Raw genomic sequence first — 14,861 nt, 5'->3', positions numbered from 1 at the left:
GTCAATCTCCCAGTCCTCCTGCCGACAGTGCCAGCAGGAGGATATCGGTCAGTACTTGATGTGGAACGTCACCGCGTCTACGCCAACGGGGTGACTAAGGGGTGGCCCACTTTTTTGGCTATGTTTGATCGTGATGAAGGTGGCATAGCCCAGTACCGGGTGATCGAACTCGTGTGTCGTACCACGAGTACCGGGAGTGATGAATCGACAGTCCTCCTGGGCACCCAGCCGGTTCATGCAGATCTCAACTTGCTCACCAACACTTTGAGGATAAGAAGCGAGGCTCCATGAAACACCCACGATTGCGCCATTACGCCTAACGGTAGCCGGTGCATCGGTAACGCCAACTCGATGGACAGTAGTCTGCTTTCCGCTAATTCTGGAAAGAGGGCCCGGCGTACCGGTTTTAGTCACAGACATTTCTGCTGCCATCCCAGACATCGACACAAACACCAACGCCAGCGGCAATAGTTTTTTATTCATGATTCACATCCTTATTTCTTGTTCTTTATTTATTCAGGCCGAACAACTCCCGTGAGCCAAACTCACCAAAAGGTTTTCAGTCCTTTTTGTAACGGATCAAACTTCGTTATCGAATCGCTAATCCATACTGACCTCCCTCCGTACGAACCCGGCGTCCATGCCAAACACTTCCACCCCACTGACCGTCGTCTTTCCCAAGGTGACGGGGCGCATTGATTCCGGGGCATCGAGCGCCGCCCGATGAATAACGAAATGTCCGCCCTGCTTTTCACCCACGGCATCGGTGGGCAGGACGACGGCGTCGGGGGTGGCGGGCGATGAGGATCGACAGCCGTGCGCTCATGCCCAAACGCAGCCGTTGACGGCTGTCCCGATCAAGCGGTGGCAGGCTTACGGTGACGTGGTAGGAAGCGCCGTTGCCGCGCATGTCGGACTCAATCGCCTGAGCGCCTACAGCGGTGATCGTGCCGTGCAACACGTCGTTGAAGCCGTCACCGCTGATCTCGGCGGGCATGCCTTCATGCAACTGGTTGATGTCGACCTCGTCCACCCTCGCCTGCACCTTCAAACGTTCGACGCTGGCCAGACCAAACAACGCCTGGCCCTGGCTCACCCGCGCGCCTACGGCGATGGGTCGGTCGTTCGAGGTAGACGGGCCGTCCGGCAGACGCAGGACGATGCCGGAGAAAGGGGCCCTGATCTCGCCGCGCTGTTCAAGCGCCAGCAATGCGTCATGCCGGGCACGCGCACTGGCGAGCTGCATGTCCGCGATTTGTCGATGCTCTCCCTTCCCTCGCTTGCTGACCTGAGCCAGCTCAGCTTGAGCCGCCGAGACATCCAGCGACTGCGTGCGCAGTTGCTGCGTCAGGCTGTCGACCTCCATGCGCGGCACAATGCCCTGTTCCAGCAAGGCCTGCGTCTCTGCGAGTTTGCGTTGGGTATCCGCCAGCCCCAACTGACCACTGTTTAGCGCCCGGCGTGCCCTGGCCATTTCCTCGCCGTCAGCCCAGCTCTCAAACACCTGCACGGCGCTTTCGGCCTTGAGACGTTCGGCCAGGGCTTCCCGAATCTGCAGGTGCAACAGGTCGGGGCTGATCCTGAGCAACAACTGGTCTTGAGCGACACGTTGATCGATGGCGAACATGTGCGCTTCGATATGGCCCTCGAAGGGCGCGATCAACGTCATGGCCTCTCCGGGCACGATACGTCCGACCAGACCGATGCGATGCTCCAGCGGAGCCGGCGTGACCTGTACCCAGCGCTCCGTTGGCGCTGGCTCATCCTGCCTGCTCCCATAAAAGCCCGCACCTGCGATCAGCAGCGCCAGAACGCCCGCCATACCCGCCTTCAGAGCAGCGGGTTTGAGTTTCAATACGTCAGTCATTGAGCGCGATCTCCCAGCTGTCCAGGGTCGTGCCCAAGCGTTCATCCAGTCGTGTCTGGGCATTGAGGTAGGCGATCAGCGCATTGAGCACGGCATTCTCGGCGCGACGCAGGTCCTCCTCGAAACTCAAGACCTGAAAGGTGCTGGTGCGCCCGACGTGCAACCTTCGCCTTTCCACAGCCAGTTTTTGCTCGGACAAACTGCGACTGCGAAGGGCAATTTCGTATTGCCGCCAATGGGTCTGCATCGTACGAATGGCATCGGTGACTTCCTGCTCCAGCCACTGTCGGGCTTCAGCCTGTTGCAGCGCCTGGGTGTCAACGGCGACCTGGGCGTGAACCCGTCGCTGACGTTGCGCAGGGTCGCCAATCGGAATGTCCAGTTGCACGCCTGCGTAGGCATTCCATCGCCTGTCCTGACGTTGCTGTGCATTCGACGAATTACGCTGGCGATCCTCGGCGGCTCCGGCGACCAGAGACAGGTCCCACTGTTGATGATTTTTGGCGATCAACAGGTCGATATCGGCCAGCTCCTCTGCAATGCGCTGTCGCAGGTAGGCGGGCTGACGTTGTCGGGCAATGCTCAATGCGTGCTCGGGATCGATGTCGATACGCTCGGCGCTCAGATCATCACTGGCGTGCAGCGGTGTGGTGAGGTCCAGCGCCAACAATTTCAGCAGCGCCCGACGGCTCGCCTCCAGGTGATGCGAGGCCTGTTCGGCATTGAGTTCCTGATAGGCCAGATCCGCCTCATTTTGCAGACGATCCACCTGCGCCATGCGCCCGGACGCAATCAACGCTTCGTTGACTCGCATCTGCTCGCGCGACCGCTCCAGCGCACGAGTCACAATCCGCAGTTGCTCTTGCGCCTTGAGCAACTCGCGGTAGGCAGACACGATTTGAGTCACGCTTTGCGCCACTGACGCTTCCAACCCGAGCCGATGGCTGCGTTCGTTCAACCGCGCGCGCTGGCGGGGAGCGGTGACGACGTCCCGCCCCGCGTTCTTCAGTAGCGGCTGCACAACTTCGATGCCCAGGCCCCGCTGTTGCTGGCGGCCTGCGCGATCAGTCCGATCGACCCGTTGCGCCCAGGACAGGCTGAAGCGGGTTCCCCATTCCGTATTGAGCGAGGCTTTCGGCGTCACGCTGACTTCCTGTCTGCGATCCTCCGAATCACGGCGTGCAACCTGCCGAGCGCTTAAATGAAAGCGCGGAGAGAAAAAAGCCTCCGCCACCTGCACGTCGAACTTCTGCGCCACCCGCTGCAAGTAGGAGCGGCGAATGTCCCGGTTGGTGCGCAGTCCCATTGCCACTGCGTCAGCCAGGCTCAATTGCAGGCTGCTGACAGTGCCTTGCGACAAGGCCCATTGGCCGCCCTTCGTGGCAGACACAGGCATACTCGGCGCAGACATCGGGGGTTCCGGCCCCACCTCACTTCGCGCCTGCTCAATCGACAGGACGCTGAACACCATCATCAATGGCCGCGCATACCCCATCAGGCGGACAGGCCGGATACACCGGCCAGTCCGGCTTGGGACCGGGCTACGGTCCCAAGCGAGGTGTTTCACAGCGATGAACCCGCCGGTGGCTGAACGCGCTCCAACAGCTCGGCAGCGGACATCGTCCCGAGCAAGGTCAGGATCTCGTCCTCCATCTTGAGCGGCCCATACAGGGCTTCCTCACGGTCCAGATGACCTTGCTGAACGCTGCGATAACCCTCGGGATAGATGCTCTTCTCGATGGGCAACAGCCGGTCGTAATGCTCCAGCAAACCCCGGAAAACGATGCGTCTCTCCACCACACCCCGGGTGGTGGCGATTAATTTGATGAAGATGTCTGCGTCACTCTTGCGTACCGCCTGATATGCGGCGTAACGCTCGACCAGCGTGTAAAGCCCGGAGTCGTCGAACACCACACCGCACAGCGCTTCGCGCCTCAGGCCCGCGAACGGATTGATCGCCGCCGTACGACGATGGCTCTGGGCCAAGGCAAATGCCACAGCCTGCTCGGCCTGCTGCAAGCGTTCCGGCGTCGTGAGCTTCTTGAGGTCTTCCAGGGCAGGCGCCTGTCGCCCCAGTTGCTCGATTTCCTCTTCAAAGGTCGCGAACACGCCACGGGGGCCGAGCCATTGTCGGTGCATCGTGTGCAGATCCTCCTTGCTGTACACAGCCTGTTTGTGAACCATTTCATGAAAGCGGTCCATTTCCAGGTCGTCGCCGTGGTCGGTGATGCCTGGACGCTCCGCGGTTGCAGGGCTGTGGTCGCTTGAATTGCAGTCAGTCATTGAGGCATTCCTTTTTGTTGTTGAGTCGAGAATCTGTTCAGTTCGTACGGCAGGTGGATCAGTCATCCCTGAGCGCTACAGCGGGTGAGAGTCGTGCGGCCAGTGCCGCCGGGTAGCAGCCGAAAAACAGACCGGTCATCAGTGAACTGCCGACCCCGAGCAGTAGCGCGTCGAATGACAGGTTCAATGGCCAACCGTTGAGCTGCGTGAATAACCAGGCGATGCCACAGCCGAACGCTGCCCCGAGCAGAGCGCCTATCACCGACAGGTGCGCAGCTTCGATCAGGAACAGTGACCTGATGTCCCGAGGCCGGGCGCCAAGCGCCATGCGCACGCCAATCTCACGACGGCGTTCACGCACGCTCATGAGCATGACGTTCATGACGCCTACCCCTGCCACTAACAGGGAAATCCCGCCAAGCCCCGCGAGCAGCCAAGCGAAGATGTCGGCCTGACGCTTGAGGCCATCAAGCAGTTGGCGAGGGATCTGTACGTTCACCTCATGCCCCCGCAGTCGCTCCTGCAACTGTCGCTGGAGCGATTGGGCGGCTACGGACGCGTCCACGTTCGGCTGCACCCTGGCGATCACATGTCCCAAGCGGATGGTTGAGGACAGTCGGGCCATGCTGTGTGCGGGTATGAAAACTGACGAATCGACGGGCACCGGAAGCAGCGGGTTGTGAGGCTGAGGCCTCAGAATGCCGATGATCTGAAATTGATAATCGCCGAGACCGAGCAAGTCTCCGGGCCGTAGCGGACGCGTTTCGATGCCCAATGCGCTGGCAGCTCCGTCGCTAATCACCGCGAACAGCCCGTTGCGATCCAGCCGCGAAATGAACCGCCCCGAAGCCAACTCAAGGCCCATGACAGGCATCAGCGCAGCAGAGGTTCCGATCACCGTGGCATCAAGTTCGGCACCGCCCGCCCTGACTTTGACGGCGTATTGGCTGACAGGCGCCAGCTGCATCAGCTCAGGCATCGCGAAGTGAACGGATCGAGTGTCCAAGGTGCCCGGCATTGGCGTTCTGCGCGAATCGAACCCCGGAAAACTCGCAACCAGAACGTCCGTGCCCAGCCCCTTGAAGGTCGCCATCGCGTCGTCCGATGCACTGCGACCGATGTTGAGCAGCGCGACGATCGATGCGCTCCCCACTGCGATGCCCAGCAATCCCAGCCAGGAGCGCTGCCCCATCGCCAGCAGGTTGTGCACAGACTCGGCAACCTGCATGGCCCAAGGACCGAGTGCCAGCGCGTCAGACCGCGACATGCCCGACACGCTCATATACGCGACCTTGAGCCACTTCGACCTTGCGCTCGAAGCGTGCGGCTAGGTTCGCGTCGTGAGTCACCATGACCAACGTCGCGCCTTGTTCACGGTTGAGCGTAAGGAACAGCTCCAGGATTTCGTTGGCACAACAGGGGTCGAGATTGCCGGTGGGCTCGTCCGCCAGAATCAGCGATGGCTGCCCCACCAGAGCTCTGGCAATCGCCACCCGCTGGCGTTGCCCTCCGGAAAGATCCGCAGGCCGATGCTCCGCCCGGTCGGCGAGCCCCACAGCCTGCAATTGTGCCAACGCCAACGCACGTGCCGACTTTCGAGGCACATTTCGATACGCCAGTGGCAGTGCGACATTGTCCAACGCACTCAAGCGCGGCAACAGGTTGAAGGCCTGAAAAATGAAACCTATATGCCGGTTTCGCCAGGCAGCCAGATCATTGGCGGAAGCGGCCACGATGTCGTTTCCGACAAATCGTGCACTTCCCCGAATGGGACGTTCCAGCAAACCCAGGATATTCAGCAGTGTGCTTTTGCCAGACCCGGACGCACCGACTATCGCACAGGTGTCGCCGTGATCTAGCGTGAAATCGATAGTATCCAATGCGCATAGCGTCGCACTCCCCCGAACATACTGTTGGCTAACGCTGCGTAATTCAAAAAAACATGATGAACAGGCTTCCAATTCATAACTCATGACGTTTCCCTGTCATTGCCCTACACCGTGCGCATTTATTCTTTTATGAACGCCACATAAGCGTCTGCCAGTAATACCAACGCCTATTAACGCCACCCAAGATACTTCCTATTATGCGCATTTGATTCACCGAAACAATCCGTCAAATGTAGGGGGTACTTGTGTTTTTCGTTTGCGTGGAACCACCACATGCAGCGCCATGAGTTGGGCACGGTTCTTCACATCATTCTTTTTCAGCAGTGCCGAAACATGATCACGGGCCGTGTAATCACTGATGCCCAATCGTTGCGCGATGTCCTTGTTGGTGTAGCCCAACAGCACCAGCTGCAAGACCTCATACTCCCGTGGCGTCGCCCGGTTCGCTCGTTGTCGCATAGGCTCTCCCTCTTGCATCGACTTGATGTCGCTTTTCGTGGATGCCTTCCCTGGCACTAAACTTCCCATCGGCGTCGACGGGCGTTTATTGAGCGTTAATTTGTCTTTTTTACACTTGAATTGAATATTCGGCATGAAGGTTATAATTTGCACCGCAAAAGGTAATTAATCCTACACTCCCTGAAGACAAATCCTTGATTTGGTCTTACAAAGGCATGCAACAGGCACAGTTCGGCTCATACGCAAACAAGGTTGCATATGAGGAGTGCGAGTCAGAGGTATAGACAGCGACAATAAACGGAACAATTCTCAAATACAATCACCCGTTACAAATCATGTGACGGCGCGAGGCTTGACTTGGGGTGAGACATTCATAAAACGAAGGGCGACTTGTACTAGAGTAAGTGCAAATCGCCGACGCTAAAAAAGGAAATGGATGACAAGAAATCAGGATGATGCCTGACTGAACATCTTCATGGCCCGCTCACGAATCTCGTCGGGTGTGAGGTCTTCCTTGTGAGTGCCGATGAACCAGAGATGGCCAAACGGGTCGCGAACGCTGCCGCTGCGATCGCCGTAGAACATGTCTTGAACATCGGTGACGATTGTCGCCCCCGCGTCCACGGCACGTTTGAACTGTTCGTCGACATCAGGCACGTAAAGGTGCATGGCGAAGGATGTTTTGCCGTGAGGATCAGCGCTGGTGAAGCCACCCTGATCACAAGGGTCGGCAAGCATCAGGCGAGAGTCGCCGATCTGCAATTCAGCGTGGCCAACACGGCCGTCGGGGCTGTCGAGGCGAAACATCTCGTTGGCGCCAAATGCGTTTTTATAGAACTCGATGGCTTTGGCGGCAGGCGAAACGCCCAGGTACACGGTCAGGCTATGCTGACCGTCGGGGATAGGTTTGACGCTCATGACGGTTCTCCTTGACTGTTCTGTGAGTCATTCGGATAGCGGTCAGGCAAGCGTAGTCCCGAGCGGGGCGTTGCTCAACGACGCCCCGTCAGTCAGTGGCCGCAGCGTGCAGGCAGTGCGTCATCCACTTGCATGCCCTTGCGCATGCCGAAGAACATGGCGGTCAGCAAGCCCACGGCGCCCATGATCGCGCAGTAGCCGACGCACACCCATGGGCTCCACGGCATCAAGGCGATCAGCGCCAGCGGCGTGGTGCTGGCCCATAACGCGTAGCTGATGTTGTAGGTCAGCGAGATGCCGGACACGCGAATGTTCGCCGGGAACAGTCCGACCATGACCGACGGCACCACGCCGACGATTCCGCACGCCAGGCCCGCGACTGCATAGGCCAGGCTTATCGGCAGCCACTGGATCACCAGACTGGCATACAGCAGGCCCACGCCCACCGGCAGCAGCAGGCTGTAAAGGACCACGCCGCGCCAGGCGCCTATGCGGTCCACCAGCATGCCAGCGAGCACGCAACCGATGTTGAGGAAGACAATACCGACGCTGCTCAGCGCGAAGGTGTCGCTGGGGCTCATGCCGAAGCGTTGTTGCATCACGGTCGGGGTGATCACCACCAGGGTCACGACTGCGGAGGTCAGCACACAGGTCAGCAGCGCAGCCGGCAACAGCGATTGGCGGTGCTCCCGCACCACGGCGCGCAGGGGCAGTTCGGTCATGCCTTGACGCTGGGCATGCAAGGCCATGAACACCGGCGTTTCGCTCAGCCAACGACGCAGCCAGACGCCGATTACCCCGAACACGCCGCCCAGCAGAAACGGGATGCGCCAGGCGAAGTCGAGGATTTCTGCATGGCTGAACACCTTGGCCAGCCACGTCGCGGTCAAAGCACCGATCAAGTAGCCGAACGTCAAACCGGCCTGCAACACGCCCAAGGCATAACCGCGATGGCCTTTGGGTGCATGTTCGGCGACGAATACCCAGGCGCTCGGCACCTCACCGCCCACTGCCGCCCCTTGCAAGATACGCAGGCCCAGCAGAATCAACGGCGCCCAATAGCCGATGTCGGCATAGGTCGGCATCACGCCGATCAGCAGGCATGGCAGGGCCATCATCATGATACTCAGGCTAAAGACACGCTTGCGGCCCAGCTTGTCAGCGAAGTGCGCCATCAGAATGCCGCCCAACGGACGGGCCAGGTAGCCGGTGACGAAGATTCCAAAACTCTGCAACAGCCGCAGCCACTCGGGCATTTCCGGCGGAAAGAACAACTGACTGAGGGTCAGCGCAAAGAATACGAAGATGATGAAATCGTAGATTTCCAGCGCCCCGCCCAGTGCCGCCAAGCCCAGGGTCTTATAGTCGCCCCGGCTGATCGGTTGTGGACGTGGTCGAAGAATGGCTGTCATGAGAGACCCCATTTGGCAGTTAAAACGGCAGTTAGGTGCGACAAAGGCGCGCAGGATAACAAAGCTGACGGGTTGAGGGCGGCTCGCAGACCACCGGCGTTACGTCACATCACAGGGCATACACGCCGGGCGTCATGCCGAACTGCGCACTGAACGCGCTGATGAAGGTGCTGACGCTGTCGTAACCGAGCCGTTGGGCCACACGGTTGACGCTGTCGCCCTCGGCCAGCAATTCAAGCGCTCGCTTCATCCGCGCGACAATCCGCCATTGCATCAGCGACATCCCGGTTTCAGCACGAAAGTGTCGGGTCAACCCGCGACGGGACATGCCGACCCGCCGCGCCCAGTCGTCGAGGCTGGTCTTGTTGGCGGGATCGGCGACGATGGTCAGGGTCATGCCGACCAGGTGTGGACTGCTGGGCATTGGCAGAAACAACGTGTTGGCGGGGGACACCTTCAACTCGTCAAACAACACGTCGAGCTGCCGATGCTGCGGCGCGGTGAGCTCCCCCGAGTGATCATTCCAGCCGCCGATGCGTTCGAGCAAGGCGCTGGACAGCGACGTCATGTCGAACACCGTCGGTGTGTTAGGAAACAGCGGACACAGATCGGGTCGCAGGTAGATGATCCAGCCTTTCGTGGCCTCGTGCACACGCGTGGCGTGGGCGACCCCGGGAGGAATCCAGCCAATGTGCCGCGATGGAACGACCCAACTGCCAGTGTCCAGCTCGGCCGTGATAACCCCTTGCCGGACGGCCCACAATTGACCCTCACGGTAACGGTGCAACGTCTCGTCACTGCCCGCCTGCAACAGCGCCGTGGTCAGCAGTGGTCGTCCATCCTGGATACGGCGTTGCAACGGGTACTGTGCTGGCATGGCCCGATTTCCCTGTTGAGTGGCTTGCCGACGGTAGCAAGCCAAAGGGCATGGCGCCAGTTTCAAATGTCGGTCAGTGCACCGATTCCATTGGCATCACCCGTTCCATGTAGAGGCTGCGCAACGCGATGCCGCTGGGGTGCTCGTACGCCTCATCGCGAATCGCAACGAAACCCATCGCTCGGTAGAAATCAGCGGCGTTGAGCGAAGCGTAGAGGTAGAGCCGGGTGAAGTGTTCTTCGGCGGCAATCGTCTCCAGACCGTCCATGAGGCGTTTACCGACACCTTGACCGGCGTGCGCGGGTTCGACGAACACAGCAATCACTTCGCCGCTTTGCCGGTCCAGAATGCCGTAGCCTAGCAGTTGACCGTCTTCCTGGGCGACCAGCGCGCATCGCGTGGCAAACAGCCGAAGGTACGACTCGGGGGGTGGCGACCCGCTCCATATCTCGACCTGTTCGGGCGAATAATGGCTGGCGCACAGCTGCCGAACCGCCCGGGTGCGCAGCGACCAGAGCAGGGGAATGTCCGAAATATTGCCGGGTTTGAGTTCGATCATGTCGCGATTCCGGAAGGAGAAAACGCACGAACGGTCGCGTTCGCGCACAGCCATTGAGCCAGAGCGACAGGATGCGCTTTTACATACGACGGTGAAAGGTCCGGGCCTCGTTTCTGGCCGCAGGCCAAACATCCCGTCGGCGGATGCTGAGAAACGGATTAAAAACTCACCGTCGCGGACAATCTCGCCGTGCGCGGTGCGCCGAGGAACAGGTAGTCGTCACCCAGGTATTCGCCCACGTCTCGCCAGTAACGTTTGTCGAACAAGTTGTCGACCGTCAGGCGAAACACGGTGTCGTAGCCATCGAGCCTGGTGCTGTAGCGGCTGCCTGCGTTGAACACGGTGTAATCATCCACCTTCACCGAGCCTTCGCGGTTGGCGTATTTGCTGGAGCTGTACTGCATGCCGCCTAGCAGCGCGAGGCCCGGAATCGGCAGGCTGTAGTCAGCGGACAGACTGCCGCGGAATTTCGGCACGTTGATCGCCTGATGGTCTTCATAGGCCGTTGTGTCGCTGTCTTCCACGCGAGCCTTGATGGCGGCGGCACTCGCCGAGATTTGCAACTGTGAAGTCAGCCAGCCGTTGGCGCTCAGCTCCAGCCCCGTGTTTTTCTGCTGGCCCTGCTGCACGAACGTCAACGTGCCGTCGTCGTTGGGCTTCGAATACTGGTAGGCCTGACGGGTCTGGAACACGGCCGCCGTGAAACTCATGCGTTGCCAGTCGTACTTGACCCCGGCTTCCAGTTGGCGAGAGATCGTCGGCGCCAGAATCTCACCGATGTTGGTGTCGAACACCGACGCCGTGGCGCCCAACGAAAGGCCTTTGCTGTAGCTGGTATAGAGCGAAACGTTGTCCACGGGCTTGTAGATCAGCGCGCCCTGAGGCAGGAAAATCGAGCGCTGCGTGTGGCGATTGTCGCTGCCGTCTTCGTTGTAGGCCTTTTCATCGAGGCGCGCCTGACGACCGCCGATCACGGTTTGCCATTGCTCGTTGAAGCTGATGCGGTCGGTTGCGAACAGACCGTACTGACGGCTGTCCAGACGGCGTTCGGTGTGACCTACGGGCAGGTCGGACGGAGCGAAGCTTTCCGGCGTTTCGTTGATGTTGCCGGACCCGATGTAATTGCTGAAATACGGCCGGGTATCGACCGTGCGGCGAAACGCGCTGGTGCCAAAGGTCAGCTCATGCTTGAGCCAGCCGGTGTTGAACAGGCCCGTCATGGCCGCTTCGACTTCATCGTTTCGGCGCGTGTCGTCGGGGCTGCGGAAGTCGTAGATGTCGTAGCCGCCATTGGTATTGAAATGGCCGGTCACCGGTGTCGCCGGGCAATCGCTTTGGTAGTAGCAGCCATAGGCGAACGCGCTGTAATCGTCGATCACCACGCGGCTGCGCGAGGCGCTGAGACTTCCCTTCCAGTCGTCGCTGAAACGGTACTCATAGCGACCGCTCATGTTCAGCGAGTCGATGCCCACCGGGTTCGACCCGCTCTGGTAGCCCAGCAACTTGCGCGGCGAGGCATCGTGGGGCAGCTCTGTTCCGCCGATGAGTTGATAACCCGGCACCGAGCGTTGCTCTTTGGTCTGGTACTCGACGTCCAATTGCAAGGTCGATTGATCATTGATGTTCCAGTCGAACGCCAGCGAGGCGAAATCCCGCTGGCCATTGGCGTGTTCGACGTAGGAACGAATGTCTTCGTGGGCGACGTTGGCGCTCAGGCCGAACTGTTTTTCGCTGCCAAACCAGCCGCCGACGTCCGTGGCGATATACCGCTCGCCGTGCTCGTTGGTGGACACCGTCACCGAGCGCACGTCTTCCGGGCGTTTGGTCTTGTAATTGACCACGCCGGCAGGCTCCGACACGCCGCTTTGCAGGCCGGACAGCCCTTTCAGCAACTCGACCTGCTCCTTGTTTTCCAGCGCCACGTTCTGCTCGCCGGTGATGCTGCGACCGTTGATGCGGTAGCTGTTCGCCGCATCCAGGGAGAAACCGCGCACGACGAAGTTTTCGTAGTAACCGACTGGCGCGTAGCTGTCGCCCACGGACGCGTCGTTACGCAGCACGTCGCTGAGCAATTTGGCCTGCTGGTTCTTGAGCATCTCCTCGCTGAACACCGAAATCGACGCCGGCGTGTCGCGCAAGGGGGTTTCATTGAAACCGCCCACCGACGCGCTGCTGGCCTGGTAGATCGACGCCTGTTCGCCTGAGACCTTGACGGCGTCCAGCGTCAGCGGCTCAGCCTCTTGCGCGGCCAGCCATGGCGAGACGAAGGCAATACTCAGCGGCAGCAGGCGGCGCGGAAAACCGGCTGCAGGTCGGCGTGGGGTGGTCATCGACAGTGAAGCTCCAGGAGGGATTGTTTCTCGGCGCACTTTTTACGTTCTGTATGGTTTTTTTACAACCTCGATACGTCCTCTTTGCACGTATGAAAACGCTCGAAACGGGGACGTCCACTCATCTACACTCGGCGGCCTATCTTGCAGGATATTTCCGTCATGACCCCTTCGCTGCTGCTTGCCGTTCTTGCCTCGGGCTTCATTTACGCCATTTCGCCCGGCCCAGGGGTGTTGGCGGTGTTCGGCATCGGCGCATCCAAGGGGCGACGCGCGGGTGCGGCGTTTCTCTGCGGGCATCTGCTGGGGGATGTGATCTGGTGCAGCACCGCGCTGGCCGCGATCATCGGCGCCAAGGTCATCGGGTCAACGACCTTCGACGTGCTGGGGGTCATCAGTGGACTGTTCCTGTTCTGGCTCGGCTGGCGGGCGATTCGCGCCGAACGCAGCAGCGAAGACGAGCCCAAAGCCCCAGCCCGCCACCCGTTCTGGCACGGCATCATGTTTGGCCTGACCAATCCGAAAGCCTACCCGGTGGCAGTCGCGACGTTCACCGCGCTGCTTTCCAGCCGGGTCGATCTGCTGAACTGGTCAATGCTGCCGCTGTTGATTCTGATCAGCACCTTGGGGGGTATCGCGGCCTACGGCATCATCATCGGCGTGGTCGGCGCTCGCCACGTGCGTACCCTGTATCAGCGCCACGAACTGACCATCACGCGGCTGTGCGGGGTGATGTTTATCGGGTTTGCGATTCACGCGTTGACCCACGCGGTGCCGGGGTTGTTGCCGCGCAAGCCCTGACATTCAGCGTAAGGGTGTGGCCGCCGCCTCTTCCGACAGCCACGCCAAAAACGCCTTCACCTGTGGATCACGCTCACGACCCGGCACACACACCGCCACATAACGCGGGCCGGGCAGGCTGACCTCCGGCCGGAACGCCACCAACTCTCCGCGCGCAACGCTGTCCGCCACCAGCACAGTGCTCGCCAGCACCAGCCCATGCCCGGCGACTGCGGCGCTCAAGGCGTAATGCTCGTCGTCGAACTGACGAATTCGCGCCTTTTTCAGCCAACCGTCGCTGTCTGCAGCCTCGCACCAGCTTTTCCAGTTGACCGAAAAAGCGCCCGGCATCGGCCAGCGCAAATCGATCAACTCCACCCGATGCTCATCCAGCGCGTCCAGCAGACCGGGCGCGCCATAGACGCCGAAACACTCATTCATCAGGTCCTGCTGAAACAGGCTCGGGTCATCGCGGCTGACGGTTCGGATCGCAAGGTCGATAGTGGAATCACGCGACAGATCGACCAGCTCATTGCGCGTGTCGATGTGGACATTGAACTGAGGAAATGCCCGATAAAAACGGCCCAATCGGGGAATCAGCCACGCCGACGCCAGTGCAGGCGTGGTCGACAGCGTCAGGGTTTGAGAAGCCGTTTCGGGGCTGAAGCTTTCCAGGCTGCGACGGATGTCCAGCAACGCCTGATGGCTCTGGCGATACAGCTGCTCGCCCTCTTCCGTCAGCGCCACGCCCTGACCGGACCGAACGAACAGCATCGCGCCCAGCCAGGCTTCCAGCGTCTTGACCTGATGGGAAATGGCCGCGGGCGTCACCGACAGTTCCTCGGCAGCCGCCTTGAAACTGCCCAGCCGCGCCGCCGCTTCGAAGGTGCGCAACGCATTGAGCGGAAGAGTGGAAAACACGGAAAGCTCCCTGCATGAAATGAATTGATGCGGAGTCAATTTATCTCATTTCACCCGACGCCGACGATTCGGTAGGGTGACGGCCATCGTTCTTCACGCCTCAGGATAAAGCCCATGCAAGGCCCCACACGCAAGGTGGTTCAAGCCATCCTCTACGAAGTCATCGCGATTGCCGTGCTGTCGCCCACCCTTTCACTGATCTACGACGACGGCCTGGCCCATGCGGGCGCGCTGTCCGCCATGCTTTCGGCCAGCGCGCTGCTCTGGAACATGGTTTACAACTCCCTGTTCGAATACTGGGAAGCCCGCCAGACCAGCCGCACACGGACCTTGGGCCGCAGGCTGCTGCACTCGTTGGGCTTCGAAGGTGGACTGGTGGTGATGCTGGTGCCACTGGTGGCCTGGTGGCTGGACATCACGTGGTGGAGCGCGCTGGCGACCAACCTGGGTTTGTTCGTGTTTTTCTTCTTTTATGCGTTGGTGTTTCAGTGGGGGTTCGACCGGGTGTTCGATGTGCCGGCGTCGGCGCGGGAGCCGGTGTCCGGCTGAGGGACAGCGCACCCATA

General features: G+C 60.2%; 15 protein-coding genes. 2 read left to right on the top strand and 13 right to left on the bottom strand.

The features are described 5' to 3' along the window. Window positions 1-48: 48 nt before the first annotated feature. The 12 genes from GVN17_RS23310 to GVN17_RS23255 form a co-directional block, all read right to left on the bottom strand. Entirely contained in the window at window positions 49-483 is a 435-nt protein-coding gene (locus tag GVN17_RS23310) for a hypothetical protein (RefSeq protein WP_166597617.1), read from the bottom strand. Between the two features lie 268 nt (window positions 484-751). After that, on the bottom strand, window positions 752-1,867 hold the full coding sequence (locus tag GVN17_RS23305) for an HlyD family secretion protein (protein ID WP_166597616.1): 1,116 nt from the start codon (window positions 1,865-1,867) through the stop codon (window positions 752-754). Then, window positions 1,860-3,278 carry a TolC family protein gene (locus GVN17_RS23300; protein ID WP_256665353.1) on the bottom strand — a complete coding sequence of 473 codons (1,419 nt, stop codon included), beginning with the start codon at window positions 3,276-3,278 and terminating at the stop codon, window positions 1,860-1,862. The genes GVN17_RS23305 and GVN17_RS23300 overlap by 8 nt, the downstream gene beginning before the upstream one ends. A gap of 152 nt (window positions 3,279-3,430) precedes the next feature. After that, window positions 3,431-4,150: a hypothetical protein gene (locus GVN17_RS23295; protein ID WP_166597615.1), complete on the bottom strand. Its 720-nt coding sequence runs from the start codon at window positions 4,148-4,150 to the stop codon at window positions 3,431-3,433. 58 nt (window positions 4,151-4,208) lie between these two features. Continuing rightward, window positions 4,209-5,417, bottom strand: a complete 1,209-nt coding sequence (locus tag GVN17_RS23290; protein WP_256665352.1) for an ABC transporter permease — start codon at window positions 5,415-5,417, stop codon at window positions 4,209-4,211. Further along, complete coding sequence (locus tag GVN17_RS23285; protein WP_166597614.1) at window positions 5,404-6,123, bottom strand: ABC transporter ATP-binding protein; 720 nt, start codon at window positions 6,121-6,123, stop codon at window positions 5,404-5,406. Before GVN17_RS23285 ends, GVN17_RS23290 begins: the two co-directional genes overlap by 14 nt. Before the next feature lie 126 nt (window positions 6,124-6,249). Then, window positions 6,250-6,498 carry a LuxR C-terminal-related transcriptional regulator gene (locus tag GVN17_RS23280; protein ID WP_166597650.1) on the bottom strand — a complete coding sequence of 83 codons (249 nt, stop codon included), beginning with the start codon at window positions 6,496-6,498 and terminating at the stop codon, window positions 6,250-6,252. A 447-nt stretch (window positions 6,499-6,945) separates the two neighbouring features. Beyond that, window positions 6,946-7,416, bottom strand: coding sequence for a VOC family protein (locus GVN17_RS23275; protein WP_166597613.1), 471 nt, complete (start codon window positions 7,414-7,416; stop codon window positions 6,946-6,948). A gap of 92 nt (window positions 7,417-7,508) precedes the next feature. Then, window positions 7,509-8,828 (bottom strand): MFS transporter, encoded by a 1,320-nt coding sequence (locus GVN17_RS23270; RefSeq protein WP_166597612.1) that lies wholly within the window; start codon window positions 8,826-8,828, stop codon window positions 7,509-7,511. Window positions 8,829-8,937: 109 nt separating this feature from the next. Beyond that, window positions 8,938-9,705 carry a helix-turn-helix domain-containing protein gene (locus tag GVN17_RS23265; protein ID WP_166597611.1) on the bottom strand — a complete coding sequence of 256 codons (768 nt, stop codon included), beginning with the start codon at window positions 9,703-9,705 and terminating at the stop codon, window positions 8,938-8,940. Between the two features lie 73 nt (window positions 9,706-9,778). Next, entirely contained in the window at window positions 9,779-10,264 is a 486-nt protein-coding gene (locus GVN17_RS23260; protein WP_166597610.1) for a GNAT family N-acetyltransferase, read from the bottom strand. A 158-nt stretch (window positions 10,265-10,422) separates the two neighbouring features. Then, window positions 10,423-12,594, bottom strand: coding sequence for a TonB-dependent siderophore receptor (locus tag GVN17_RS23255; RefSeq protein WP_166597609.1), 2,172 nt, complete (start codon window positions 12,592-12,594; stop codon window positions 10,423-10,425). Between the two features lie 162 nt (window positions 12,595-12,756). Between GVN17_RS23255 and GVN17_RS23250 the strand changes: the two genes are divergently transcribed. Beyond that, the gene (locus GVN17_RS23250; RefSeq protein ID WP_166597608.1) at window positions 12,757-13,395 is read left to right on the top strand and encodes a LysE family translocator; all 639 of its coding nucleotides are present in this window, start codon (window positions 12,757-12,759) and stop codon (window positions 13,393-13,395) included. Between the two features lie 3 nt (window positions 13,396-13,398). Here GVN17_RS23250 and GVN17_RS23245 read toward each other — a convergent pair whose 3' ends face one another. Next, on the bottom strand, window positions 13,399-14,295 hold the full coding sequence (locus tag GVN17_RS23245) for a LysR substrate-binding domain-containing protein (RefSeq protein ID WP_166597607.1): 897 nt from the start codon (window positions 14,293-14,295) through the stop codon (window positions 13,399-13,401). 114 nt (window positions 14,296-14,409) lie between these two features. Here GVN17_RS23245 and GVN17_RS23240 point away from each other — a divergent pair, with 114 nt between their 5' ends. Then, entirely contained in the window at window positions 14,410-14,844 is a 435-nt protein-coding gene (locus GVN17_RS23240) for a PACE efflux transporter (protein WP_166597606.1), read from the top strand. Window positions 14,845-14,861: the final 17 nt, after the last annotated feature.

The sequence above is a fragment of the Pseudomonas sp. SLFW genome (assembly GCF_009905615.1).
Taxonomy (GTDB): Bacteria; Pseudomonadota; Gammaproteobacteria; order Pseudomonadales; family Pseudomonadaceae; genus Aquipseudomonas; species Aquipseudomonas bambusae.
The sequence above is the reverse complement of the archived record's forward strand: the minus strand, read 5'-3'. Positions and strand labels throughout refer to the sequence as shown.